The organism is Chryseobacterium sp. KCF3-3 (assembly GCF_045865955.1).
Classification (GTDB): Bacteria; Bacteroidota; Bacteroidia; order Flavobacteriales; family Weeksellaceae; genus Chryseobacterium.
The window spans coordinates 4,985,850-5,010,040 of record NZ_AP035792.1 but is presented as its reverse complement, the minus strand read 5'-3'; the positions used below and the strand labels follow the sequence as shown (position 1 = coordinate 5,010,040).

25 protein-coding genes and 3 tRNA genes are annotated in these 24,191 nt (G+C 35.9%); 11 read left to right on the top strand and 17 right to left on the bottom strand.

The window, feature by feature from the left end; translation table 11 throughout:
- Positions 1-194: 194 nt before the first annotated feature.
- From ACKTTZ_RS22385 to ACKTTZ_RS22355, 7 genes are all read left to right on the top strand, one after another.
- Entirely contained in the window at positions 195-2,081 is a 1,887-nt protein-coding gene (locus tag ACKTTZ_RS22385; protein WP_079241968.1) for a DNA topoisomerase IV subunit B, read from the top strand.
- A gap of 111 nt (positions 2,082-2,192) precedes the next feature.
- Positions 2,193-2,699: a hypothetical protein gene (locus ACKTTZ_RS22380; RefSeq protein ID WP_034696501.1), complete on the top strand. Its 507-nt coding sequence runs from the start codon at positions 2,193-2,195 to the stop codon at positions 2,697-2,699.
- Positions 2,674-5,265 carry a DNA gyrase/topoisomerase IV subunit A gene (locus tag ACKTTZ_RS22375; RefSeq protein ID WP_407846646.1) on the top strand — a complete coding sequence of 864 codons (2,592 nt, stop codon included), beginning with the start codon at positions 2,674-2,676 and terminating at the stop codon, positions 5,263-5,265. The genes ACKTTZ_RS22380 and ACKTTZ_RS22375 overlap by 26 nt, the downstream gene beginning before the upstream one ends.
- A 40-nt stretch (positions 5,266-5,305) precedes the next feature.
- Positions 5,306-5,947 carry a rhomboid family intramembrane serine protease gene (locus tag ACKTTZ_RS22370; RefSeq protein WP_407846645.1) on the top strand — a complete coding sequence of 214 codons (642 nt, stop codon included), beginning with the start codon at positions 5,306-5,308 and terminating at the stop codon, positions 5,945-5,947.
- A gap of 31 nt (positions 5,948-5,978) precedes the next feature.
- Entirely contained in the window at positions 5,979-7,067 is a 1,089-nt protein-coding gene (locus ACKTTZ_RS22365; protein ID WP_407846644.1) for a helix-turn-helix domain-containing protein, read from the top strand.
- A 158-nt stretch (positions 7,068-7,225) separates the two neighbouring features.
- A complete protein-coding gene (locus tag ACKTTZ_RS22360; RefSeq protein WP_034696496.1) occupies positions 7,226-8,011 on the top strand; it encodes an SDR family oxidoreductase in 786 nt (261 codons plus the stop codon).
- Positions 8,008-8,997, top strand: a complete 990-nt coding sequence (locus tag ACKTTZ_RS22355) for an NAD-dependent epimerase/dehydratase family protein (protein ID WP_407846643.1) — start codon at positions 8,008-8,010, stop codon at positions 8,995-8,997. Before ACKTTZ_RS22360 ends, ACKTTZ_RS22355 begins: the two co-directional genes overlap by 4 nt.
- A 17-nt stretch (positions 8,998-9,014) precedes the next feature.
- Here ACKTTZ_RS22355 and ACKTTZ_RS22350 read toward each other — a convergent pair whose 3' ends face one another.
- The 8 genes from ACKTTZ_RS22350 to ACKTTZ_RS22315 all read right to left on the bottom strand — a co-directional run bounded on the left by ACKTTZ_RS22350 (position 9,015) and on the right by ACKTTZ_RS22315 (position 16,046).
- A complete protein-coding gene (locus tag ACKTTZ_RS22350) occupies positions 9,015-10,556 on the bottom strand; it encodes a lectin-like domain-containing protein (RefSeq protein ID WP_253317339.1) in 1,542 nt (513 codons plus the stop codon).
- A gap of 7 nt (positions 10,557-10,563) precedes the next feature.
- Entirely contained in the window at positions 10,564-11,136 is a 573-nt protein-coding gene (locus tag ACKTTZ_RS22345) for a hypothetical protein (protein ID WP_051934356.1), read from the bottom strand.
- Between the two features lie 534 nt (positions 11,137-11,670).
- Positions 11,671-12,030, bottom strand: a complete 360-nt coding sequence (locus ACKTTZ_RS22340) for a DUF4180 domain-containing protein (RefSeq protein ID WP_253317338.1) — start codon at positions 12,028-12,030, stop codon at positions 11,671-11,673.
- A gap of 4 nt (positions 12,031-12,034) precedes the next feature.
- Complete coding sequence (locus ACKTTZ_RS22335) at positions 12,035-13,060, bottom strand: serine hydrolase domain-containing protein (protein WP_407846642.1); 1,026 nt, start codon at positions 13,058-13,060, stop codon at positions 12,035-12,037.
- Positions 13,061-13,087: 27 nt separating this feature from the next.
- Entirely contained in the window at positions 13,088-13,936 is an 849-nt protein-coding gene (prmC, locus tag ACKTTZ_RS22330) for a peptide chain release factor N(5)-glutamine methyltransferase (RefSeq protein WP_407846641.1), read from the bottom strand.
- Positions 13,937-14,695, bottom strand: coding sequence for a peroxide stress protein YaaA (gene yaaA, locus ACKTTZ_RS22325; protein WP_034696491.1), 759 nt, complete (start codon positions 14,693-14,695; stop codon positions 13,937-13,939).
- A 4-nt stretch (positions 14,696-14,699) separates the two neighbouring features.
- The gene (locus tag ACKTTZ_RS22320; RefSeq protein ID WP_407846640.1) at positions 14,700-15,407 is read right to left on the bottom strand and encodes a lysostaphin resistance A-like protein; all 708 of its coding nucleotides are present in this window, start codon (positions 15,405-15,407) and stop codon (positions 14,700-14,702) included.
- Between the two features lie 27 nt (positions 15,408-15,434).
- Positions 15,435-16,046: an L-threonylcarbamoyladenylate synthase gene (locus ACKTTZ_RS22315; RefSeq protein ID WP_034696488.1), complete on the bottom strand. Its 612-nt coding sequence runs from the start codon at positions 16,044-16,046 to the stop codon at positions 15,435-15,437.
- Between the two features lie 101 nt (positions 16,047-16,147).
- Between ACKTTZ_RS22315 and ACKTTZ_RS22310 the strand changes: the two genes are divergently transcribed.
- The 3 genes from ACKTTZ_RS22310 to ACKTTZ_RS22300 all read left to right on the top strand — a co-directional run bounded on the left by ACKTTZ_RS22310 (position 16,148) and on the right by ACKTTZ_RS22300 (position 16,442).
- A tRNA-Met gene (locus ACKTTZ_RS22310) sits at positions 16,148-16,220 on the top strand.
- Positions 16,221-16,258: 38 nt separating this feature from the next.
- A tRNA-Met gene (locus ACKTTZ_RS22305) sits at positions 16,259-16,331 on the top strand.
- A gap of 38 nt (positions 16,332-16,369) precedes the next feature.
- A tRNA-Met gene (locus ACKTTZ_RS22300) sits at positions 16,370-16,442 on the top strand.
- A 192-nt stretch (positions 16,443-16,634) separates the two neighbouring features.
- Here the strand turns inward: ACKTTZ_RS22300 and ACKTTZ_RS22295 are convergent.
- Together ACKTTZ_RS22295 and ACKTTZ_RS22290 are read right to left on the bottom strand one after the other, a co-directional pair.
- Positions 16,635-16,874 (bottom strand): Ada metal-binding domain-containing protein, encoded by a 240-nt coding sequence (locus tag ACKTTZ_RS22295; protein ID WP_034695636.1) that lies wholly within the window; start codon positions 16,872-16,874, stop codon positions 16,635-16,637.
- An 18-nt stretch (positions 16,875-16,892) separates the two neighbouring features.
- Positions 16,893-17,606, bottom strand: coding sequence for a 2OG-Fe(II) oxygenase (locus ACKTTZ_RS22290; protein WP_034695635.1), 714 nt, complete (start codon positions 17,604-17,606; stop codon positions 16,893-16,895).
- Between the two features lie 191 nt (positions 17,607-17,797).
- Here ACKTTZ_RS22290 and ACKTTZ_RS22285 point away from each other — a divergent pair, with 191 nt between their 5' ends.
- The gene (locus ACKTTZ_RS22285; RefSeq protein ID WP_034695634.1) at positions 17,798-18,262 is read left to right on the top strand and encodes a GNAT family N-acetyltransferase; all 465 of its coding nucleotides are present in this window, start codon (positions 17,798-17,800) and stop codon (positions 18,260-18,262) included.
- A gap of 326 nt (positions 18,263-18,588) precedes the next feature.
- Here ACKTTZ_RS22285 and ACKTTZ_RS22280 read toward each other — a convergent pair whose 3' ends face one another.
- The 7 genes from ACKTTZ_RS22280 to ACKTTZ_RS22250 form a co-directional block, all read right to left on the bottom strand.
- Positions 18,589-19,170 carry a hypothetical protein gene (locus tag ACKTTZ_RS22280; protein ID WP_034695632.1) on the bottom strand — a complete coding sequence of 194 codons (582 nt, stop codon included), beginning with the start codon at positions 19,168-19,170 and terminating at the stop codon, positions 18,589-18,591.
- 276 nt (positions 19,171-19,446) lie between these two features.
- Entirely contained in the window at positions 19,447-20,013 is a 567-nt protein-coding gene (locus ACKTTZ_RS22275) for a glutathione peroxidase (protein WP_034695630.1), read from the bottom strand.
- Positions 20,014-20,048: 35 nt separating this feature from the next.
- Positions 20,049-20,720, bottom strand: coding sequence for a Crp/Fnr family transcriptional regulator (locus ACKTTZ_RS22270; protein WP_253317492.1), 672 nt, complete (start codon positions 20,718-20,720; stop codon positions 20,049-20,051).
- Positions 20,721-20,866: 146 nt separating this feature from the next.
- Positions 20,867-21,634 (bottom strand): LytTR family DNA-binding domain-containing protein, encoded by a 768-nt coding sequence (locus tag ACKTTZ_RS22265; protein ID WP_034695626.1) that lies wholly within the window; start codon positions 21,632-21,634, stop codon positions 20,867-20,869.
- Positions 21,609-22,661: a sensor histidine kinase gene (locus tag ACKTTZ_RS22260; RefSeq protein ID WP_051934318.1), complete on the bottom strand. Its 1,053-nt coding sequence runs from the start codon at positions 22,659-22,661 to the stop codon at positions 21,609-21,611. The genes ACKTTZ_RS22265 and ACKTTZ_RS22260 overlap by 26 nt, the downstream gene beginning before the upstream one ends.
- Before the next feature lie 104 nt (positions 22,662-22,765).
- Positions 22,766-23,659: a hypothetical protein gene (locus ACKTTZ_RS22255; protein WP_407846639.1), complete on the bottom strand. Its 894-nt coding sequence runs from the start codon at positions 23,657-23,659 to the stop codon at positions 22,766-22,768.
- Positions 23,660-23,716: 57 nt separating this feature from the next.
- Positions 23,717-24,190 carry a hypothetical protein gene (locus tag ACKTTZ_RS22250; protein WP_407846638.1) on the bottom strand — a complete coding sequence of 158 codons (474 nt, stop codon included), beginning with the start codon at positions 24,188-24,190 and terminating at the stop codon, positions 23,717-23,719.
- Position 24,191: the final 1 nt, after the last annotated feature.

Genomic DNA, 24,191 nt, shown 5'->3' with positions numbered 1-24,191 from the left:
GAGGGAAAGAATAAAATTACAGATAATGTGAGGAAAGTAAATAAATTTTTCACATGATAATGATAATTTCGTAAATATATAATTTGATTGAGAATAATACAATGTTTGTAGTAGAATATTGAAAAAAAACAAGAGGAAAAAATTCGGATAATTTTGGACAATTTTGTACTTTTGTATGTTTGCTGAAATCATATATGTCACAAGAAATAAATCCAACCTACTCCGAAGATAATATCAGAACCCTCGATTGGCAGGAACACATCCGTTTGCGCCCCGGTATGTACATCGGGAAGCTCGGTGACGGTTCTTCCGCTGATGACGGTATTTATATCCTGTTAAAAGAAATCCTTGATAACTCTATTGATGAGTTCAGGATGAGATCAGGGAAAAGAATTGAAATAAAACTGGACGATGGTAAAGTTACCATCCGTGACTTTGGACGTGGAATTCCACTAGGAAAAGTGGTAGACGCTGTCTCAAAGATGAATACCGGTGGTAAGTACGACAGTAAAGCGTTTAAAAAATCTGTAGGTTTGAATGGTGTCGGGACCAAAGCGGTAAATGCCCTTTCAGATTACTTCAGAGTTCGTTCTTTCCGTGATGGGAAAATGAAAGTTGCTGAATTCTCCCGTGGGATGATCACTGAAAACTTTGATGAAAAAGAAACCTCAGACAGAAATGGTACTGAAATTTCTTTTATTCCTGATGGAGAAATCTTCCTGCATTTCAAATACAGGAAAGAGTATATCGAAAGAATGCTCCGTAACTATGCGTACCTGAATCCGGGACTTAAAATTCTTTTCAACGGAGAAACCTATTATTCTGAAAACGGTCTTAAAGACCTGTTGGAAGAAGAACTGGAGAGTGAGATTCTTTATCCAATTGTTCATTTGAAGGATGAAGATATTGAACTTGCTATTACCCATTCTGATAAATCACAGACTGAAACCTATTTTTCATTCGTGAACGGACAGAATACAACGCAGGGTGGAACACACCTTAATGCATTCCGTGAAGCATATGTAAAAACGATTCGTGAGTTTTTCAATAAAAGTTTTGATGCCTCTGATATCAGAAAATCTATCATTGCTGCGATCTCGATCAATGTAGAAGAACCGGTTTTCGAATCCCAGACCAAAACAAAATTAGGGTCTAATGATATGGGACCAAACGGACCTACCGTAAGAACATTCATTATTGACTTCCTGAAGAGTAAACTGGACAATTTCCTGCACAAAAATCCGGAAATAGCTGAAGCAATTCAGAGAAAAATATTAATTTCCGAGAGAGAAAGAAAGGAACTTTCAGGAATCCAGAAACTGGCAAGAGAGAGAGCAAAAAAAGTATCTCTTCACAATAAAAAACTTCGTGACTGCAGACAGCATTATAACGATCAGAAAGCCGAAAGAAAAGGAGAGAGCCAGATCTTCATTACCGAGGGAGATTCTGCATCCGGATCTATTACAAAATCCAGAGATGTAGAAACTCAGGCCGTATTTTCACTGAAAGGTAAACCATTGAACTGTTATGGTCTTACCAAGAAAGTGGTGTATGAAAATGAAGAATTTAACCTTCTTCAGGCCGCTTTAAATATTGAAGAAAGTCTGGAAGATCTGAGATACAATCAGGTAATTATTGCTACCGATGCCGATGTGGATGGGATGCACATCCGTTTGCTGATGATTACTTTCTTCCTGCAGTTCTTCCCGGATCTGATTAAAAACGGACACCTTTACATCCTTCAGACTCCGTTATTCAGAGTAAGAAATAAAAAAGAAACAAGATATTGCTATACAGAAGCAGAAAGAATAAAAGCACTAAACGAACTGGGGAAAAATCCTGAAATCACCCGATTTAAAGGATTGGGAGAAATTTCTCCGGACGAATTTAAACACTTCATTGGTAAAGATATCCGTTTAGAACCTGTAGTAGTGGGAAAAGACCAGACGATTGATCAACTTCTGGAATTCTACATGGGGAAAAATACACCGGATAGACAAACCTTCATCTTAGAAAACCTAGTGGTAGAAGATGATACTGATATTGATAAAAAAGAAATACTGAATGAAGTAGAAAATTAAAAAAAAACTTATAACTTAAAAAACTGGTTGTAAGAGCCATTGCAGACTGAAAAAAAGCACAATTTTGGATGAAGTAGGAAATTATAATACTTACACAGCCAAAAAAATAAAATGAGACTAAGTAACCGTAATAAAGCATCAATTTATAACTCTTTGAGTACACTGCTTTTGATGATTGCAGTGTTTGGGATAATTGCGTTTGTCGCTAATGAATACAGATTTCATGCGATGGGTAAAGAAAGTTATTTATTAATTATTGTTCCTGTTTTGCTGCTGATTATCTTTTATATCAGCGGAAGACAGATTTTTGAATACGACAGTGACGGAGAAGCTTTGAATTTTAAAAACAGGAATGTGATTCCCTTTTTAAACAAGCCTCTTCATGACGAATTTCCAAAATACAAACTGATAAAATATGATGTGGTCAGTATTCTCTTTTTCAAAAGATTATACATTACCGTTTCCAGTAAAAATAATGGTTCTACCATACTCAAATACCAGATCTCTTATTTGAGCAACAAAGAAGTAAACGATTTAAAACTCTCTCTGAACAAAGTAGTGAAAGCTAATAAAGAGAAAAAAGATAAAATAGATGACGACAGAAGAATATTCGCATGAGGGTGAAAGCTTAAAAAAAGTTTCCGGGCTGTACAAAGACTGGTTTCTTGATTATGCTTCCTATGTAATTCTGGATAGAGCTATCCCTTCAATATATGACGGTTTAAAACCCGTTCAACGAAGAATTATGCACTCCATGCGGGAGCTGGAAGACGGCCGTTACAATAAAGTGGCCAATATCGTGGGAAATACCATGAAATATCACCCACACGGTGATGCTTCCATTACAGATGCCATGGTGCAGATTGGGCAGAAAGAACTGTTAATTGATACTCAGGGAAACTGGGGAAATATTTATACAGGTGACTCTGCAGCTGCCGCGAGATATATTGAAGCAAGACTGACTCCTTTTGCCCTGGAAGTAGTCTTTAATCCTAAAACTACAGATTGGACAAAGTCCTATGACGGAAGAAATAATGAACCTATTGATTTACCGGTAAAATTCCCCTTGCTTCTTGCACAGGGAGTAGAAGGTATTGGAGTAGGACTTTCCACAAAAATCCTTCCTCATAACTTTAATGAACTTATTAATGCATCCGTAGCCTATTTAAAAGGTAAGAAATTTGAACTGTATCCGGACTTTTTAACAGCCGGTTATCTTGACGTTTCCGAATATAACGACGGTCACAGAGGAGGAAAAGTAAGAGCAAGAGCTAAAATTACCCAGACGGATAAGCATACATTAGTCATTTCTGAACTTCCTTACTCCAAAACAACAACGGATCTTATTGACTCTATTCTAAAAGCCAATGAGAAAGGAAAGATCAAAATCAAAAAAATTGAGGATAATACTTCAGATAAAGTAGAAATCCTGATTCATATTCATAATGATGTTTCACCGGATAAGACCATTGATGCACTGTATGCATTTACAGACTGTCAGGTGACGATTTCTCCGAATGCCTGTGTGATTGTAGGTGATAAGCCTATGTTTCTGAATGTATCCGATATTCTGAAAACCAATACAGATCATACCGTTTCATTACTGAAGAAAGAATTGGAAATAGAACTTCATGAACTTCAGGAAAGCTGGCATTTCTCTTCATTGGAAAGGATTTTCATCGAGAACAGGATTTACCACGATATTGAAGAGGTGAAAACCTGGGAAGATGTATTAAAAACCATTGATGCCGGATTAAAACCTCATACCAAACATCTTTTAAGAGCCGTTACAGAAGAGGATATTTTAAAACTGACAGAGATCAGAATCAAGAGAATTTCAAGATTCGATTTAGATAAGTTTAAAGAAAATATTGCATCGCTGGAAGGTAAAATAGAACAGGTAAAATACCACCTGGCTAACCTGATCGCTTATGCTATCGATTACTATTTAAATATTCAGAAAAAATACGGCAAAGACAAACAAAGAAAGACTGAACTTAGAATCTTTGATACTATTGATGCTACAAAAGTAGCCGTAGCCAATGAAAAATTCTATGCGAATTTCGAGGAAGGCTTCATCGGAACTTCTCTGAAGAAAGATCAGTATTTGTTCGACTGTTCTGACATTGATGATATCATCATATTCAGAAAAGACGGAAGTATGAAGGTGGTAAAAGTAGAAGCAAAAACCTTCGTAGGAAAAGATATTCTTCACGTTGCTATATGGAAGAAAAACGATAAGAGAACTGTGTATAATATGATCTACCGTGAAGGAAGGGAAGGACCATATTATATGAAACGATTCTCTGTAACCGGAGTTACCCGAAATACAGATTATCCTTTAGCTTCAGATAAAAAAGGTTCTGAAACACTCTATTTCTCAGCCAATCCTAATGGAGAAGCAGAAACTGTAACCGTGCTTTTAAAACCAAATCCTAGAATCAGAAAGAACAAAATGGAGATCAATTTCTCCGATCTTGCCATTAAGGGGCGTGATTCCAAAGGAAACCTGGTGACTAAGTACGCCGTAAAGAAAGTAGATATGAAGGAAGAAGGAGTTTCCACTCTGGCTCCTAGAAAAATCTGGTTTGATGATACAGTAAGAAGATTGAATGCCGATGTAAGAGGAACATTGCTGGGAAGCTTCAAAGGAGATGACAAAATCCTGACCATAAATACCAATGGTGAAGTAAAACTGGTGTCTTTTGACTTAGGTAACCGTTTTGATGATGAATATCTGGTATTGGAAAAATGGAGACCTGCACAGCCGATTACCTGTATCTATTACGACGGGGAAAAAGATATTTATTTCATTAAGAGATTCTTACTGGAAAATACAGTGAATGTACAGACTTTCATGCCTTCTGAACACCCGAAATCATTCATCGAAAATGTAATTGTTGCCAACGATGTTACTGCTGAAATTATTTTTGCGAAAGATAAAGGAAAAGAACGCGATCCGGAAACCATTAATATTGATGAATTTATAGCGGTAAAAGGAATAAAAGCCATTGGAAACCAGTTTACCAAGTTCAAAGTAAAAGCCATCAATATTACCATTCCTGAACCTGTAGAAGAAGAACCCGAAGTATATGAAGATCCGGAACCAACAGGAGATATGGATGAGGACGGAGGAATGATCGGAGATCTTTTCAAGGATGACGGGAATAATGAAAATGAATAGACTAAAGATGTCTGTTCATATATAACATAAAAAGAACACAATGGATATAGTTGTTATCATTATCATTGCAGCCACATGTATTTTTAGTTACATGGGGTTCAACAATACAGCATTATTTGAAAAATATAAATTCAATGTCGGAGCGATTGCGAATCGTAAAGAATATATAAGACTTATCAGTTCTGCGTTTTTGCATGCAGACTTTATGCACTTATTTTTTAATATGCTTTCCCTGTATTTTTTCCAGGGAGTAGTTATTAGTTTCTTTGGAGAAATAGGATTTTTGATTCTATATTTCGGATCAATGATTCTGGGGAATTTATTCAGCTTACAGATTTATAAAAACCAACCTTGGTATTCAGCGATTGGAGCATCAGGTGCGGTTTCCGGAATTATTTTTGCATCCATAGCGATGGCTCCGAATGAGATCAGTGTCAACTTCTTACCGGGATGGTTATTTGGAACACTGTATTTCGGGTATTCAGTGTATATGATGCTGAATCCTAAGCAGTGGGATAATCTGGGGCATGCGGCTCACCTGGGAGGAGCATTTTTTGGGTTGGTTTACTCTATTGTAATGCATCCGCAGCTGGCTATGAGCAATATTCTTTTCTTAGGAATCATGTCACTTCCACTCATCTATTTAGGATATGAAATTTTTGTAAGGAAACGAATAGGATAAAAGACTATTTTTAATTAAAATATCAAAACCAATGAACACATCAGAGTTAAACAGTTTCATCGTGATACTTATCTATGGTTCATTGGTTTTGCTTTCTCTGCTAAAGCTGGCCAATCCTTTACAGGTAAATCATAAAGCCAATTTCTGGTTTGGAATATTTCTCTTTCTGTGGTCTACCTTCTGGCTGGATGAAGTGCTGTTTCTGATCACCGGTTCAATTGTGGAGTTTCATTCCCTGTTCTGGGTTAGACTTATTCAGTTTTTTACTCCTGTGGTTTTTTACTTGAGTGTGCTGTTCTATACCAATCCATCTTTTACTTTTAAACTTACAGCGTTTAAGTTTTTAATCCTTCCGGTAGCTTTTCTGGTTTGTCTTATATTGATTAAACTGGGCTATGAAAAACCATTTGAATATCTCAGTATTATTCTGATCCTGATTCAGGCTCTCTTCTATACGGCACTTTCCTATATTACCATCAGGAAGCATCAGAAAAAGATCCAGCAGTTTTCATCTAATACGGAAGGAATCAATCTGAATTGGCTGGAATATATTATTCTGGTGCTTCTTATGGTGAATATCATCTATGTGATTTATAATCTGTTCTATGATCCAAAATCGCTGAATTTCTTTATCAATGCCGTCTTTTTATCCGTTATTTACTGGGTAGGGTATTATTCTCTGAAACAGAAGGAAATTTATCCTTTAGAAGAAAAACAAAGGCAGGAACTGATCTCTATTGATGAAGATTCCGATCCGGAAGAAGTAAAAAGAAAACTGATCTCTGATGAAGAATTACTAAAGATTAAAACCTCACTGGAAAGAATCATGGAACTCCAAAAACCTTATCTTGACAGCGAACTTAACCTTATCAAACTGGCTGAAATGCTGTCCGTTTCTACCCATCATCTTTCGTATGTGATCAATACAGGCTTTGGAAAAAATTTCTTCCAATATGTGAATGAATACAGAGTAGACTACGCCAAAAAACTTCTGAAAGAACCCAACAGCAAATTATCCATTCTCGGGATTGCTTACGAATCCGGGTTCAATTCTAAAACATCTTTTAATACAACCTTTAAAAAAGTGACCGGACAAACACCTTCCGAGTTCAAAAAATAAGTTCCGATTTATAAACTTTTACTTTTTGTGTTTTTAATTAATTGATTTGTAGTCGATTGATTGTTTTTGTTTTTCTGGGTTAAAATCGGTTCGTTCAGATAATCCGGAACATTCAAATCCACCTTTCCCAATAGTTTTGTACCATAAAATGTAAACTTATGGATACCCAAGAATCATATGCTGTCGTTACGGGAGCAAGCCAGGGACTCGGAAAATCATTCGCTGAACATCTGGCCAGGAAAAAGATCAATGTCATTCTTATAAGCCTTCCGGATCAGAATCTTAAAGAATTTTCCAGAGATCTGGAAGAACAGTACGAAATAAAAGCCCATTATTATGAAACAGATCTTTCAGTTCATGAAAATGTGATGAAGCTTACAGAATGGCTCAATAGTTCTTTTGATATTCATATTCTGATTAATAATGCAGGACTTGGCGGAACGAAGAAATTCACAGAAGCTTCTTCGGATTATATCAACACCATTCTACAGGTGAATGTAGCGGCCACTTCACTGATTACCCATCAGCTGCTTCCCAACCTTTTAAAACAACCCAAAGCCTATATTCTGAATGTTTCAAGTATGGCGGCCTTTTCACCCATCGGTTTTAAGACGGTATATCCAGCTTCTAAAAGTTTTATCCATTCATTTTCAAGAGGGCTTCATGAAGAATTGAAAGGGACCAATGTCTTTGTAAGCGTTGTAAATCCGGGAGCAATGAAAACCAATAAAGATGTTTGTGAAAGAATAGAAAAACAAGGCCTTATGGGAAGATTAACCCTTTTAAATCCTGATAAAGTAGCTTCATACTGCATCCGGCAATTGTTTAAAAAAGATTCCGTCATTATGGTGAACCCAATCAGCTGGCTGGTGATGAAAATTTTGCCCATATGGATCAAACTGCCATTAATGACTCAGGCTATAAAAAGAGAAATCGAAGCATGAAAAAAGTGTGTGTAACCGGAGCAACAGGGCTTCTGGGAACTAATGTTATCCTTAAATTATTACAAAATGGTTATTCTGTTACTGCTCTGGTGCGCAAAAAAAGCAGCTGGCTGGGCGAAGAAAACAAAAATCTGAAGCTGTTGGAAGCAGACCTGTCGTCCGATATCTCAGTACATCTTACCGATATTGACTGTATCATTCATATTGCGGCAGAAACACGCCAGAATCTCATCCGTTATGACGAATACAGAAAAGTGAATTATGAAGCGGTTGTGAATCTGTTTACCCATGCAGAATTGATGGGTGTAAAGAAGTTTTTATTTGTAAGTACCGCAAATACTTTAGGATTTGGAAACACAGCCTTCTGGGGAAGTGAAAAAGCACCACAGATTTATCCTTTTACCCATTCATTCTACGCCCAAAGTAAACAGGCCGCAGAAGATTATCTTTTAAAAAAATGTAAAAATACAGAGGTTATTATCGTTAATCCAACCTTTATGATCGGAGCTTATGACAGCAAACCGAGTTCCGGAAAAATCATCTTTTGGGCCTGGAAGAAGAAACTGATTTTCTATCCGAAAGGAGGGAAGAACTTTGTACATGTGGAAGATGCAGCCAACGGAATAGTAAATGCCGTTGAAAAAGGAAAGAATGGCGAAAAATATCTTTTAGCTAATGAAAACTTAAGCTACAGAGATTTTTTTAAGAAAGTAAACCGGATTACGGAACAAAATCCAATCATGATCCCCATCCCCAACAAGCTTTTGAGTTTCCTTGGATTAATGGGTGATGGTTTGAGAAAATTAAAAATAAAAACGAATCTGAGTTCTGCTAATATGAAAGCCCTGCGGATCTTTAATTATTATTCTAATCAGAAATCAATAGAGGAGTTGGGGGTTCAATACCAGCCGATTGATAAGGCGATTGAAGAAGCTGTACAGTATTTTATTGAAAATCCTGTCAGGAATAAAAAAACCAGCTCTTAAAAGCTGGTTTTATCAAATTATCTTGTTATCTTCTGAGTTACATTTTTATTGGAAATAACGCAGGCTTTACTGCAGTTATTGGCACTTGAAATATTAACCTGTACCAATGCCGGCAATGATCTGTATTCTTCCTTATTGTAAGGTGCTTCAGTACCATTGCTTCCGCCACCTTTAATATCATATTGTACCTGGGCTACTCCCGTGAATCCCGTTGCAGGTTTGAAAGAAAGTGCTCCGGTAGTGGGAAAATAAGTCCATGTTCCCTGGCTGTTGGTATAAACTCCGCCTGTTATATTGGGAATTACAGCTCCGTTGCTATCCAGAAAACGGAATGAATTAAAATCAAGGTTGTTATATGAAAGTGTTGGCGGATTCTGGCCATTTGCTGACGAATAAGCCGCATCATTAAGCAAAGGGTAATAGATTGACTTTATCCCTGGGCAACCCGCAAACAAATCATCCGTTACTTCCGCAGCATAAGGTCTTGTAACCCCTAAGTTTTTCAATAAATGGATATTTTTGGCAGCTCCGGTAGAAGCGGCAAATCCAATTCTGAAAGTAGAAGGTGCTGAGGTATCCAGCGTTCTTACCGTAGTGTTGGATATCGTAGTTTCAGTGTATTTCAGAGATGTTGGATAGTAATAATTATCAATCACTTTTTCTTTTACCGTTCCATGCTGTATTTCCAGGGTTATATTATAACCGCCGGCAGGATTGGGAACTAATGTAATATAGGCTTTACGGAATCTTGCATCATTTTCATTTTGAGGAATTGTTGTTCCTCCACTTTCAATGCTGAATTGCTGAAGAGTCGTATTTTTAATACCAATATATTTTCCAGTTGCAGGATCCAGATAAGCGGTTCGGTTGCTGCTGGAAGGTGAGGCATTGGTAGCTGTACTGTAAAGTAAAGGATAGCCATTATATCCTACCGGTTCAGCAGACGAAAGATATTGGTTTCCACGTTTACCTCTTAAAGATATGTTACTTCGTCCATCGGCTAATGTTACCCCAAATATTCCATTTCGAACCCTTTCACCCTGGTTAAAACTGGTTTTAAAATTTCCGTATTCATCCAGACCTATCCCCAGATAAGCACCTCTCAGTCCTTCTGTAGATTCTCCACCACGTACAAAACTATATCCTAATCCTCCACCAAAATATCCGAGATTAAGCTGGTCTTTAGGAATAGATCCATCTACTAAGAATATAGAAATCCCATCTCCTCCGTTGGTATTTCCTCCATAAATAGCAAATTCGAATTCAAACTTGATTCCCTGATCACTTTTGAAAATTTTATCTGCAAGGATAACTCCTCCCGAAATATTATTGACACTTCTGGTAAGTCTTAGCCCGTCTGTAGTAAACGTTGCATCATTCTGAACACCACTGGTAGCCACCTTATAGGCTTCCTGAGGCTGTAATCCCTGTGTGAAATTAACAAAGTACGGATAACCGGTTCCCTGTTCATTTTGTGCCTGAATATTTTGTGAGAAAATAAATAAGGAAAAAGTAAACAGAAATCTTTTGTATCGTAAAATTGAGCTGTTTTTTATCATCACTCAATTATTTAACAACGAAAACAATATTGATAAAAGAGCAGTCAGTTGCTGCAGCTTTTACATCATAAGTCATTACTCCATCATCAGAAATAGAAATATTACTGAATACATTAGGATCTGCATCTGTTACATAATAGTAAAGATCTTTACTGGATGGGAAAAAAGGTATTGCCGCAGGAGCGCTGGTACTCTTCGCTTTTGGGGAACCAAACTGAGTTTTATACAATGTATATAAATCTTTGGTTCTGCCATTGGCTGTGGTGGAAGTATCAAAAGAAACACTAGGCATATAAAACATTTTTACGGCATTACTGCTGATACAAAGCCAATCAGGTTTGGTAGGAGTTCCAATATTCTGACTTAAGCATTTCTTATCAGTATCATAGATAAGAAGCGAGTTGGCCGGATTCGCAATTGCATCTCTTTTTGCTGTGGTCAATCTAGGGATCAGCATCCCTTTATTTTGGCTGTAAACATCCAGAATTGCACTTTGATCAGGTGTGGATATGTTAATCCCTACTTGAGCGAAAGAAAATGAACTGGCAAAAATGATTGGTAGAAATAATTTTTTAATCATGATGTCTTAATAATTTTTTATCTGTGTGTATGTTTTTTTAGAGAAAAGAATATTTTTAGGCTTAATTCTACAAAGGCAATAGTTATCACTGACAAATTCATTAAAACAATGAATTGTTCTGCTCAAATAATAGCCAAATGAGACCTTTGGTTCAAAAGCTCATCAACAGATATAGCAAGTATACTTCATCAAGAAATATCTTATGCCTACCTGGGCGGTTAGTCGAAAAAATAAATTGATTATGTAGCCGTATAAGCTCTTAAATAAGTAAGATTCATATTCCCTCGTGTTTTTTGCAAATATACAAAGAAATATTCAGTAGTTTGTGTTTATAGAATTAATTCTAAACTTCTCTTAATAATTAACATATTTTGGTTTAAATTTTTACATAATTTGCAAATCAATAAGATTGTTTTTATTATGTAAATCTTTCTATTCTATTGAGAAATCTTAAAAAAGGATGATATTGAGGTGTAGATATTTTAAAATAAAGAAAAATATTACTATTTTTAATATAAAGGATTGAAAAAGAGTCTATTTTGAAAAATTATTCAATGCGTCATTCAGAGTGCTTACAAAATTGACATGCCTTGTTTTATTACTTTCAAAAATAAAATCTTTCATACTTTTACTTTCATATTTACTGAAATCCCCTACAATAGCTAATCCTATACGATAGTTTGAGAATTTTTGAAGAATTTCTCCGGCAATTTTGGTCTTTAAATCGAAGAATTCAGGGGTAATATTTCTTTCATAGAGAATCACTTTATCAAATCCCTGATAATAGATGTTTCCCATCAAATCCAGTCCGTCCTGTGCAGATTGGATAATGAGGTCATCGGAAATAATTTCTGCGATTTTTATATTATTAATTTCGTGAGATTGGATATTCATTTTGTTATTGAATTGTTTTTTTTATATCATGTAAAAAGTTTTCTAAAGGAAATGCATCTCCCTGATTGGTAAGTGCAATGATACAGCTGTTATGCTGCAGATCTCTCCAGAATAAGGCTTTAAAACCATTCAAACCACCTGTATGCATTGCGTTTTTTCTACCATTATTTTTCTCCAAAAACCACGCAAATCCATAGTTTGAAATCTGTCCGTCAGATAATTGAGAAGGGGTGTGCATAAGGGCTGTGTTTTCTTTACTGATAAGAGTATAATTTCTCAATGCCTGATCATATTGATAAAGATCTTCAGGAGTAGAGTAGATCCCGCCATCTCCGGTTGTTGCAATAGAATAATCATCAGGTTTTTTCTTTTCATTATATCCTAATGCAATATTCGGAATAATTGTACCTGGTTCATATACATGGGTATTGTTCATTTTTAAAGGAGTGATAATCTGCTCATTGATAAAACTCGGATAAGATTTTCCTGATACTTTTTCGATAATCTGAGAAAGAATAATATACCCGCTGTTGCTGTATTTAAAATTACTGTCAGGAACAAAATCAAGACCATTAAGATTGAACAGCCAGTTAATGACATCCTGATTGGCCAGTCCTTTTTTTGAAAATAGATTCTCATAATCTCTAATCCCCGAAGTATGATGCAAAAGCTGTCTGATCGTAATACTCTTCGCATATTCAGGAAGGGAGATGAATTGAGAAGCCTTGTCATCAAGTTTCAATAGCCCTTTTTGCTCTAACATTAAAATAGCAACAGCAGTGAATGATTTACTGAGAGATGCAATATAGAACGAAGTTTTTTTATCTGCTTTCAGTCTTTTTTCTATGTTACGGAAGCCCAGCGCTGTATCACAGACAATTTTGCCGTTTTTTACAACCAGAACAGAGCCGTTGAATTCTCCTTTATTGTAATAATCATTGACAACATCATTAGGCTGCTGCTGTTTGCAGGATATCAGTTGCGTAATCAGTGAAATAGCAATGAGAACATTGCCTGTCAAAGTTTTCATAGGTTAGATGTATAGAAGTAAAATTACTTATTTCTTTCCATAAATAAACCTGTCATTCTCTGATAAATCCTTCAATAATTGTGCGTTAGAAAAATCCTGATACAATTCCAGTGTTTCAGGACCCAGTTTCTGGTTAATCTCTAAAAACAAAAGACCATTTTCTTTCAAATGCTTTTTGGCATCTTCCGCAATTTTTCTGTAAAAGATTAAGGCATCTGAAGTAGGAGAGAAAAGAGCCATTTTAGGTTCAAATTCTTTCACGGAATCGGCAATTTCAATCTCTTCTTCAATTCCTATGTAAGGCGGATTTGAAATGATGATATCATAGTTTTCAGCCAGTTCAAAATGGAGATAATCAGCGTGAATGAATTGTATTTTCAATTGGTGATATTCTGCATTCTTTTTAGCTGTATTCAAAGCTTTTTCAGAAAAATCAATGGATGAAACTTCCGCTTCCGGAAAATGTTTCTTTAAAACCAAAGGAATAATTCCGCTTCCGGTTCCTATATCCAAAATCTTTAAACCTTGAACCTTAAACCTTGAATTTTGAATTTCTCTGATAGCCATTTCCAACAGCTCCTCAGTTTCAGGGCGGGGAATCAGAACATTTTCATCCACAAAGAATTTCATTCCGTAAAATTCTGTTTCACCCAATATCTGCTGATAAGGTCTTCCGGTTTTAAGTTCCGAAACAAGATGATAAAGTTTTTCTTCATCACCCTTCAGAAGTTCCTGCTCAGCGAATCTTCTTTGCTGAAATGGATCAAAATCTACGATTTGATGAATGAACAAAGACGATAAAAACATACTTTCCGACTCTGTATAAAGATCGGAAAGTTCTGTCTTGAAATATTTTTTAAATGCTGAAATTGTCATTTATCTTGTAAAAACCAGTTTTGTATCTGTAGACTTCTCTTCATCAATTCTGTACCCTTCATAGTTGAAGGCTTTCACATCCTCCAGTGTTTTGGCATTGGTTTCTGCACAGAATCTCACTACAAGACCTCTGGCATGTTTGGTATACACAACAATGGTCTTCAGTTTTCCATCCTTTAATTCATAGAAATCGAAATCAATTACGGTATGGTTAAGTTTCTTTCTGTCGATTACTTTTCCATATTCATTACTGGCAAGGTGAAGAAGGATTTCTCCTTTTTTCATTTCAGAATTCAATTGTTCCGTAATCTTTTCTCTCCAGAATTCATACAGGTTTTTGTATTGCTCAAATTCAAAAGGGCGACCCATTTCGAGCCTGTAAAGCATCACTTTATCAGAGGGTTTCAGTAAACCGTAAAGTCCGGAAAGCATTCTGTAGTTTTTCTGCAGGTAATCTACAGCATTTTTATCCAGTGTTTTGGCATCCAGCCCTCTGTAAACCTCTCCTGTAAAGGCAAACATTGCGGGAGCAGATTCTTTTGCTGTAGGTTTGGATTTCCATTTTTGATTTCTTTCCCAGTTTTCATCAGCAAGCTTAGGTGAAATTTCCATAAGCTCGGAAAGATATTTAGGCGATTTTTCTTTTAAATAAGATTGTATCAATGCTGCATCTTCAATGAATCTTGGAGTAGAAGATTTCAACAGATCTGTTGAATTTTCCACGTTCATTAATTTGGCAGGAGATGTTATAATTTTCATAATGTTAAAATACAGATAAGTGTTTAATATCCATAAAATTCATCATCATCATGGCAATAAAATCAATCATAAAATGACAGATGATCAGAATTTTAATATTTGAATAGCGTTTATTATAAAATACAGCAAACACGATTCCGATAAAGAAAGGTCCAAGAACCTGGCTTATGGTACCGTAAGTACTATGTAAAATTCCAAATAAGACCGATGAAATAACAATTGCAACGGTGGGGCTGTTGTAGATTTTTTCAAGCCTGGACTGTACATAGCCCCGCATCAGGAATTCCTCTACAATAGCAGCGGTAAGGCATGTAAAAATAACTAAAAAATAATTATTTCTAAAAATGGGTACAAGGTTGAGAAGTTTAGTGCTTATTTTTTCCTCTATAAAAAACAGGATGACCGCATTCAGAATCCCTCCGCCAATCAAACAGATAAAATATAAGCTCAGTACAGCTTTGACATAAAATGCAGCTGAATATTTTTTCTCTTCTTTAAGTAAAAAAACACTTTTTTCAATAAAAATAGTGTAGAGAAATACGAGAATGAGAATTATCCATAAAACAATTCTGCTGAGAAAGAAATTGACTTCTGTAATTCCTTTTATTCCGGTTATCATGATGACAGCTGGAAAAGCATACAGCATGGCTGCAGCCAAAATAGTAAACGTGAGTAAAATTCCTACAGCATATTTCCCGGTAAGACTCATCATTAAGTACTCTAAACCTTGAACTTTGAATTAAATGATCCCTTTTCCCTGACGGATAATCTCCGGTTCACCTGACGTAAGGTCTACAATAGTGGAAGCTACATTATCTCCATACCCTGAATCAATAACAATATCTACCAGATGATCATATTTTTCAGCAATAAGTTCAGGATCGGTAGAGTATTCGATAATTTCATCATCGTCTTTAATGGAAGTAGATGCAATCGGGTGGCCCAGTTTTTCAACAATAAGCTGTGGAATCGGATGGTCAGGAACACGGATACCAATTGTTTTATGCCCTTTATAAGCTAAAGGTAAACTTTTATTAGCTTCCAGAATGAAAGTAAACGGTCCGGGAAGATGACTTTTCAGAAATCTGAAAACGGAGGTGTCGATAGGTCTTGTAAAGTCTGAAAGATGGCTAAGATCATTACAGATAATTGAAAATTTTGACTTCTCAAGCTTCATTTTTTTGAGCTGAGCCAGTTTTTCCATGGCTTTTATATCAAAAATATTACAGCCTAAAGCATAAATTGTATCAGAAGGATAGATAATCAGCCCGCCGTTGTTTAAAGTTTTAATAACCTCATTCACAAGATTTTCCTGTGGGTTGTCCGGATAAATTTTTAATATCTTTGCCATAAAACAAAGATACAAATAATAAAATAGTTTTCATAAAAGTCCTTTATTTAAAAGAAAAATTAGGATTTGTGAAAAATATTCGTACCTTTGCAATCCAATATCGCGGGATGGAGCAGTAGGTAGCTCGTCGGGCTCATAACCCGAAGGTCATCGGTTCGAGTCCGGTTCCCGCTACTAAGTAAGTGCTTTCGGTAGGCACTCTAAAAATACACCGCGGGATGGAGCAGTAGGTAGCTCGTCGGGCTCATAACCCGAAGGTCATCGGTTCGAGTCCGGTTCCCGCTACTAAGCAAGTGTTTTCGGTAAACACTCTAAAAATATACCGCGGGATGGAGCAGTAGGTAGCTCGTCGGGCTCATAACCCGAAGGTCATCGGTTCGAGTCCGGTTCCCGCTACTAAACGAAAGAGAAGCAATATTTATTGCTTCTCTTTTTTATTTACTATCAGTCATTGCGAACAAAGTGAAGCAATCTCAGGTAGAAATAATGCGTAGAGACAAACTTTTATAACTGAATTTACATTTTGGGTAAGACCCAAAGATTTTATCTTGGGTAAAATAAATAGGGAGAAGGGTTATAGGGTAAGTACTACTGGTTTTTCCACAGCTTATAGGCCTCTTTCATACAATGTCCACACGGACGATAGCCATTTTCTAAAGCATCTTTCTCATCTGTGAAGAAAACTCTGTTGTCCATTTTCATTCTCTTTCCTGAGCGGCAGCTGAGCAATCCATAGATTTTCAGTTTTTTATTTCCTCCAAAACGAATTTGTCTGTGGTGGATTTTACTTCTAAGACTTTCTGCTGGTATCTGAGAATGCTGAATCATAGTTCAATTATTTAATAATTAGTTGGTTGCATCATGAAAGATAATTCCTAGCGCATAACGGTTTCCCTCTCTCACTTCACTTACTCCATGTTTCATATTGACTCTGTAGTATCCTTTGGTTCCTTTTTCGGGTTTAAATTGAGTCGTAAAAATAAGAACATCCCCTTTTTTAGGTTTTAAAACAATAGCTTTTGACTGTGCCCTCGGAATCTGTTGGGTAAGTACAAACTCACCGCCTGTAAAATCTTCGTCAGGTTCGCTGAGCATTAATACAATTTGAATAGGAAAATAGATGTCTCCATATAAATCCTGATGTAAGGTGTTAAATCCGCCTTTTCCATATTTCAAAATTAAAACCGTAGCTTTTTGCTGACTGTTAAGATGACATAGGTTCAGGAACTCCTGATGGTCTAAAGGAAATTGAGTGTCAATATGTAACGCTTTAAACCACGTATTGGCAATAGAAGCCAGATAGGGATACATTGTTGTTCGTATGGTTTGAATGATTTCAGGTAATGGGTAAGTAAAATATTTATATTCCCCCAAACCAAAACGATGTCTGGCCATGACAACTGTTTTACGATAAAGAGAAGAATGATTATAATTTGATTTCAATAGTTCACATTCTTCTTCAGACAGCAGATCAGGAATGATAGCATATCCGTTTTGATGCATTGCTTCTGTAAGGTGTTGCCAGTCTGTATTTTTGAGTGTATGAAGAATATTTTTCATTGGTTTGATTTTATTCTGCAAAAATCTATAGTTGTTCAGAACAATACAATCCGAAACGTGCGGTATTCATTGTGTAATTTAATAAAGATCACAGTAAATCTATCTGGACTATAGTTTTAATATGATTCTGGATGATATCACTGGTCCTGTTTAAGGCTATTTTTGCCCTGTTAATAAAAATAGATATAACGATGAATTACATGATTAAAAAGGCAAGTCTTGAGGATCTTGATGAAACGGCTGAATTGTTCAATCTTTACCGTATTTTTTACAGACAGGAATCAGATATTGAAAAAGGGAAGGCTTTTCTTAAAGAACGGTTTTTAAATAGTGAATCCGATATTTTCCTTGCATTTGCAGACGGAAAAGCCGTAGGATTCGTACAGCTTTACAAATTATTTCATTATACCAGATTGCAAAAACAATGGCTTTTAAGTGATCTTTTTGTTCATCCTGATTATAGAGGGAAGGGGCTTTCTGTGGCATTAATTGACCGCAGTAAACAATGGTGTGAAGAGACAGGAGCGTGTGGGCTGATGCTTGAAACCGAAAAAACAAATGATATAGGAAATACGCTGTATCCACGCTGCGGGTTTGAATATGACGGACTGCATAATTACTACCACTGGTGGAAGAATAAAGCGAGTAAAACGTAATTGTAGAGCACCTTTTTTGAGGTGCTTTACTTCTATAATGAGAAGTAGTATTAGTTCTACAGTTTTGAACATTTAATTCTACAGGTATTTTCAGCCAGCAGAAGGCTATAGTCCTATTTTTGTAAAGCTCTTACAGATCATGGGTAGGACAGTTGATCTGTAGAGTGTATGCAAAAAAATCTCTGCCTAATTTTCTACTTTTTCCCCAAGGGTTTTATGATTAGTACCACAAAACTGCTTTTTCCGGCGGAGATTTTTTGCTTTTGAATAAAAAAGAGAACCACAATTGAGGTTCTCTTTTTTTATTTTTAAATATGATTTAGATATTATTGTGCCAGTTGAGCGTAAGGAGTAAGCTTGTTGTCATCAGACATTGTCTGTCCTAAAAAGTCTCTTTTCTGATCCGCTTTCATTCTTCCTGCAGCATCGTTTGCATTGAAATACGCTTCACTCAGCTTTGTAGCAATATCAGCAGGTTTGAATTCAAATTTTGTATCTCCTTCAACACCCAGATATCCGTTCTTTCTTGTAAGGTTGGTAATATAATTGTTGTAATTGATCATCGTACCTCTCAACATATTGTTGTGGTATTCCATACATTTCTTAGCTTTTTTAGAAGAATTGTTCAGGATACAGTTTTTCATATTGTTTCTGTATAAAAACCATTCAGACTCTAAAATACCATATTCTCTACCCAAAGCAATCTTTCCGTTATTCACAATATTATTATCTCCTTCTTTTGTAGAGATCGTTTGAAGATGCTGAATAACCAATGGAACGGTAGCTTCGATTTTTGATTTTGTATCTTTTAATATACTAAGATCAGCAGCAGGAGAACCCTTCTTTTGTGCTGTAGTAACATTGAAAATAAGCAGTAATAGTACAATCAATAAATTATATCTTTTCATGAGAAATTTTTAAAGCACTAAAATAAATATAATTTCCCGGTTAAAACAAATACATTTTAATATTTATTTAATAAAATTTAACAATTCTATAATGTATATGAACCATTGTTGTAAAAATGACGTCTTCAGGGTCTTTATTGACATGATTTTTGTAATTTAAATTGTTAATACAACTCAATTTGTGCATTTGAATGGTCATTCACAATCAAAATAATTTTGTGTGCATGGATAAAAAAAACACTACTCATAATGATAGTAGTGTTTTGCAAAGATTATTTATTTGAAATAATGAGTGATTTTATCACTTTCAGGAACTACTTTAGAGTCAAAATGTTCTAATAATTTTCCTTCCGGGCTGATCAGAAACTTATTGAAATTCCAGCTTATGGTAGCGTCCATTACTCCGTTTTGAGATTTATGAGTAAGATAATCGAATACAGGAGTGATTTTTGAACCTTTTACATCCACTGAAGTAGTAAGCGGAAATGTTACCCCATAGTTCTTTTCGCAGAAAGATTTGATATCAACATTGTCATGAAACTCCTGATCTGCAAAATTATCAGAAGGGAAGCCAACCACAACCAGTTTATCACCATAATCCTTGTAAAGTTGCTCCAAGCCTTTGTATTGAGGAGTGTATCCACACTTGGATGCTGTGTTTACAATAAGAATGTATTTTCCTTTGTATTCAGAAAAGTCAATTTTTCCGCCGTCGATGGATTCAATCTTAAAATCATAAATTGATTTTGCAGGTTTCGTACCTCTGGAATCATCCGATTTAATAAATGATGAAAGGCTTATAATCCCTATAAGCACCATTCCGATAAAAAGTATTTTTTTCATTGAGAAAAGATTTTAATATTAATGTATGTATTATGTTATTTATTTAATGGTAAAGGCATTTGATCTGCTGCCCATATTTTACCTTCTTCATCTTTAAAGATTTTGCCTTCATTTTCTATTTTTTTCAGCACTCGGCTTACTACTTCCCGTGAAGTTCCCAGGCTTCCTGCTATTTCTCTGTGTTTGATTTTTACAGGTTGATTTCCTGCTAAAATCACTTTTCGTTTAATATAATTCAGAACGCGTGTATCCAGATGATGAAACATTGCTTCATTAATCATATCCATCACGGCTGAAAATCTTCTTTCATATTCATGAAAAAATATTGTATTAATGGCAGGAAACGCTACCAGCCACTTACTTATCACTGCCAGAGGAACAAGAAGAACCTCAGAGTCCTCTTCCGTAGTAGCATAAACCTTACTGATGTTATTATTAAAAATTGATGAAAAGGTCATCAGACAGTTCTCTTCATCACTGATATAATAATATACAAGTTCACGGCCATCATTCAGAGAATACACTTTAATAGCTCCTTTTATTAAAAACAAAACATACTTGACGCGGTCTCCTTCGCGGATGATTTCCTGCCTGGCTTCTATTTTGTCGTAGATTCCATGAGTTTTGAGCTCTTCCAGAAAGTCTTCACCAAGAAAACCAAATTTACGGCGAATAAATCCGTCTGCAATAGTATTTTTTTGATCCATTTTATTTGTTCTTTATTTTGAGCTGGAGTTGAGCTCAGTTGTTTATTGCTGTATTCCAAAACGATTTCTGATTGGGCAAAATATTAGCTTTCTCCAATGGTAATCAGAGATTAAATTATTTTATATACTGCTTTTAGTTAATTGTTTTATCGCTCTTCCAGCCACTGGAGAAAACGGGAAGCTTTATCTTTAGTGACCAATGGCTTTTCGGGGGTAGTAATTTTCAGGCTGACAAGAAGTTTTCGGGAGAAATAATGTTCCACTTCAACAATAGCTGTAAAGCTGATCAGATATTGCCTGTTAATTCTAAAGAATTGAGCTCCTGAAACCAGCTGTCCAATCTCATCCAATGACTGTGGAACTGAATATTCTTTCTGATCGAAAGTCACCAGTACAGTACTTCCAAACTGGCTGTAAAAACAGGCAATTTTGTCAACAGGGATATTATTGTATTTATTATTGGAAAAGACCAGGAAATTGGTTTTTCCTCTTCCTGTTGTCAGATTATTCAGAATATCTTCCAGTTTCTGGTCGGGAGAAGGAGCGTGCTGAAAAAAGTTTTTAAGATTATTGATCTTTTCAAAAGCGGACTGAATATCTTTTTTCTCAAAAGGTTTCAAGATATAATCCACTCCGTTACTTTTAAAAGCTTCTATCGCATATTCATCAAAGGCAGTACAGAAAATAACGGGCACTTTTATCCTGACCTTGCTGAATATCTCAAAACAATTTCCGTCCGCCAGTTGAATATCCATAAATATAATGTCCGGAGTTTCAGTGCCAGAAAGATATTCCACAGCCATAGCAACACTTTCAATGTACTGTACTATGGTAGCTTCCGGCTGTACTGCAACGATCATCCGTCCCAATGCCTTTGCGGTTTTTATCTCATCTTCTATTACTAAAACTTTCATCTACTATGGGTAATTTGACTGTGAAATTATGATCATTATGCAGGATGGTAAGTTCCTTTTCAGCAAAATGCTTGTAACGTTCTCGGATATTTTCAATTCCTATCCCTGCGGATTCCTGTGGTATATTCTTCGGCTGGAAATTATTTTCAATAATAATATATTCGTTATCACTGTATAATTTTATGATTAACGGATTGGCCAGTGATACAATATTATGTTTGATACAGTTTTCACACAAAAGCTGCAGTGTAAACGGAGGAATGTAAGAATTTAAGATCTCTTCCGGAATATCTATTTTAAACTCTATACCATCTTCAAACCTAGATGTCAGAAGAAAAACGTAGGCATCCAGTATTGTAAGCTCCTTTTTTAAGGGAATAAGATCCATTTTTCTGTTGTCTAAAGTGAAGCGATAGAAATCTGCCAACCTCACCACAAAATCCCCGGAACTTTCATCTTTTATGTCAATCATAGATTTCAGTGTATTGAGACTGTTGAATAAAAAATGAGGATTAATCTGCTGCTTCAGCAATTCATATTGGGCATTGAGATTATCCGTTCTGATTTGTTCAAGTTCAAATTTAATCTGCTGAGAATTATAAGTCTGATACAAAAGGTAGAGAAACATATAAATCGTAAGATTGATCAATACGCCCCGGAATTCGTACATCAGCACCATAGTATTAAATCCATACTTGGGAAATATAATATGATGAATAAGCACTATGGCTGCCATGACAACTACTCCGATGGATAAGCTGATCACCAGTTTTTTATTGAAAAATCTCGTAGATATATTCTGAATAGAAAACTTCGGCAGACTGTAGATATTAAAATACCATACAAATAATGAGAATAAAAAGGAGATGGAAAAATCTATCGTCAGCTCTCCCAGTGTAATATGCATACGGAGTATTTTGGGCACTGAAGCCAGAATCCCCATAAAAAGAGAGCTGAAGAGAATGATTCTCGGATCAATCCTGAATACCTTTCTTCCGTTGGTATTTATATATTTTGCATAGATCATAAATAAAAATCAGGCAGTTAAGCAGTAACAAAGATACAAAAGCTAAATAACGGCACGGCAGCACGTCCGTTATTTAGCACTGAGATTTCTATAAAAACACAAAACTAGGGCATAGCTGCTGCCATATTTTTCACAGGTACAGGCCAAACACCGCCCGGAGTAGGAAATGAAACACCTTTATTAGAGCCCATCACCATATTATCCTGTCCAAAACGGTAAAGAGGCCATCCTTTATACGTAAGCTGTTTTCTTCCGAATACTGTAATAGATCCAAAAAGCGTTTTATCAAGCCCGGAAGGAACTACAATTTTATCTGTTTCATAAATGGGCCAAACGCCATTATTCGAAAAATCAGAGGCGGTAAAATTGTTCTTATTTTGTTTGTCATTCTTAAAGGTGTAGAGTGTTACTCCTTTAGCATCTGTAAAATAGAGCGTTTTTTCCGTCCCTTCCGTATACGTTGAAGTATAGTTTTTTCCGTCATGTCCTACAAGTTGTGCATTGGTAAGCATAATAGTATAATCAGGTTTTGCAACAAACCATACGCCTCCTACGTTTTCTCCGCCGGTTTTCCCTGCATCTTCTTTTACATTGGTTCCGTTCACCAAAGGTGCATAGTAATAAAGAGGTCTTCCTTTATAGGTTACCTGCTTTTTCCCTGAACCCGTTGTTATTGTCGTAAAATCTGAAAGTTCCAATCCGGAGCCTAGTTTTTCGGCAGAAAGATTATCTACATTGAAGATAGGCCATACCGGTTCGCATCCTCCGGTACAATTGTTGGTGGCAGTAGCATCATTGGCAAAATAATAAAGAGTATGGCCCTCTTTATCAGTCAGTACACTTCCAAGACCGGCATCATTTCTCAATTGTACTTCTTTAACGGCAGGATCAGACGATTCATCCTGATTATCCTTTGAACAGGCCACAGAGGTGAAAAGCAATAACGCTGCAGAAACGCATCCGGTAACCAGACTTGAACTGAATGTAAATTTTTCCATTTTTTTAATAGTTTTTAATGAATATTATTTTTTTATATGTGATTTTAAAATCCTATGTTAAGGCATGATTGAAGGTTTCATACTTAGAATTGTAGAAACTCTGTTTGCCCCATCTGCCTTCACTTTCTTAAGTTCTTTCCCTTCATATTTTTGATACAGAATTTCTGAGTTTTCGGAGAAAGGCAGTTTACTTTTGATAACTTCTACAGACAGAAGATTATTGGGGATTTTAGCTCCATACCAATAAGGATCATCCTTCTGCGACCAGATAACCAATGCCAGTATTCTTTCTTTACCATTGACTTTTCCAGCATTATCCTTCAAATCATCAATTGCTGAATCAGTGCCGTAGAGCGTCATCATCGTCTGTTTTTTATGATTGATCGAAGAGGTTACCACCTTTAAGTTCATAGCATTAAAATCAAAGCTTTCAGGAAGGGACGCATTTTCATTCACGGGTTCGTATTGTTTTTTGGAATTGCAGCTCACAATAAATACGCACATTATTAAATAAACAGTCAGATTCTTCATC

Bases quoted from the DNA above. Each gene is read 5' to 3' on its own strand.
- ACKTTZ_RS22385 (WP_079241968.1), top strand. From the start codon at position 195: ATGTCACAAGAAATAAATCCAACCTACTCCGAAGATAATATCAGAACC.
- ACKTTZ_RS22380 (WP_034696501.1), top strand. From the start codon at position 2,193: ATGAGACTAAGTAACCGTAATAAAGCATCAATTTATAACTCTTTGAGT.
- ACKTTZ_RS22375 (WP_407846646.1), top strand. From the start codon at position 2,674: ATGACGACAGAAGAATATTCGCATGAGGGTGAAAGCTTAAAAAAAGTT.
- ACKTTZ_RS22370 (WP_407846645.1), top strand. From the start codon at position 5,306: ATGGATATAGTTGTTATCATTATCATTGCAGCCACATGTATTTTTAGT.
- ACKTTZ_RS22365 (WP_407846644.1), top strand. From the start codon at position 5,979: ATGAACACATCAGAGTTAAACAGTTTCATCGTGATACTTATCTATGGT.
- ACKTTZ_RS22360 (WP_034696496.1), top strand. From the start codon at position 7,226: ATGGATACCCAAGAATCATATGCTGTCGTTACGGGAGCAAGCCAGGGA.
- ACKTTZ_RS22355 (WP_407846643.1), top strand. From the start codon at position 8,008: ATGAAAAAAGTGTGTGTAACCGGAGCAACAGGGCTTCTGGGAACTAAT.
- ACKTTZ_RS22350 (WP_253317339.1), bottom strand. From the start codon at position 10,556: ATGATAAAAAACAGCTCAATTTTACGATACAAAAGATTTCTGTTTACT.
- ACKTTZ_RS22345 (WP_051934356.1), bottom strand. From the start codon at position 11,136: ATGATTAAAAAATTATTTCTACCAATCATTTTTGCCAGTTCATTTTCT.
- ACKTTZ_RS22340 (WP_253317338.1), bottom strand. From the start codon at position 12,030: ATGAATATCCAATCTCACGAAATTAATAATATAAAAATCGCAGAAATT.
- ACKTTZ_RS22335 (WP_407846642.1), bottom strand. From the start codon at position 13,060: ATGAAAACTTTGACAGGCAATGTTCTCATTGCTATTTCACTGATTACG.
- prmC (WP_407846641.1), bottom strand. From the start codon at position 13,936: ATGACAATTTCAGCATTTAAAAAATATTTCAAGACAGAACTTTCCGAT.
- yaaA (WP_034696491.1), bottom strand. From the start codon at position 14,695: ATGAAAATTATAACATCTCCTGCCAAATTAATGAACGTGGAAAATTCA.
- ACKTTZ_RS22320 (WP_407846640.1), bottom strand. From the start codon at position 15,407: ATGATGAGTCTTACCGGGAAATATGCTGTAGGAATTTTACTCACGTTT.
- ACKTTZ_RS22315 (WP_034696488.1), bottom strand. From the start codon at position 16,046: ATGGCAAAGATATTAAAAATTTATCCGGACAACCCACAGGAAAATCTT.
- ACKTTZ_RS22295 (WP_034695636.1), bottom strand. From the start codon at position 16,874: ATGATTCAGCATTCTCAGATACCAGCAGAAAGTCTTAGAAGTAAAATC.
- ACKTTZ_RS22290 (WP_034695635.1), bottom strand. From the start codon at position 17,606: ATGAAAAATATTCTTCATACACTCAAAAATACAGACTGGCAACACCTT.
- ACKTTZ_RS22285 (WP_034695634.1), top strand. From the start codon at position 17,798: ATGAATTACATGATTAAAAAGGCAAGTCTTGAGGATCTTGATGAAACG.
- ACKTTZ_RS22280 (WP_034695632.1), bottom strand. From the start codon at position 19,170: ATGAAAAGATATAATTTATTGATTGTACTATTACTGCTTATTTTCAAT.
- ACKTTZ_RS22275 (WP_034695630.1), bottom strand. From the start codon at position 20,013: ATGAAAAAAATACTTTTTATCGGAATGGTGCTTATAGGGATTATAAGC.
- ACKTTZ_RS22270 (WP_253317492.1), bottom strand. From the start codon at position 20,720: ATGGATCAAAAAAATACTATTGCAGACGGATTTATTCGCCGTAAATTT.
- ACKTTZ_RS22265 (WP_034695626.1), bottom strand. From the start codon at position 21,634: ATGAAAGTTTTAGTAATAGAAGATGAGATAAAAACCGCAAAGGCATTG.
- ACKTTZ_RS22260 (WP_051934318.1), bottom strand. From the start codon at position 22,661: ATGATCTATGCAAAATATATAAATACCAACGGAAGAAAGGTATTCAGG.
- ACKTTZ_RS22255 (WP_407846639.1), bottom strand. From the start codon at position 23,659: ATGGAAAAATTTACATTCAGTTCAAGTCTGGTTACCGGATGCGTTTCT.
- ACKTTZ_RS22250 (WP_407846638.1), bottom strand. From the start codon at position 24,190: ATGAAGAATCTGACTGTTTATTTAATAATGTGCGTATTTATTGTGAGC.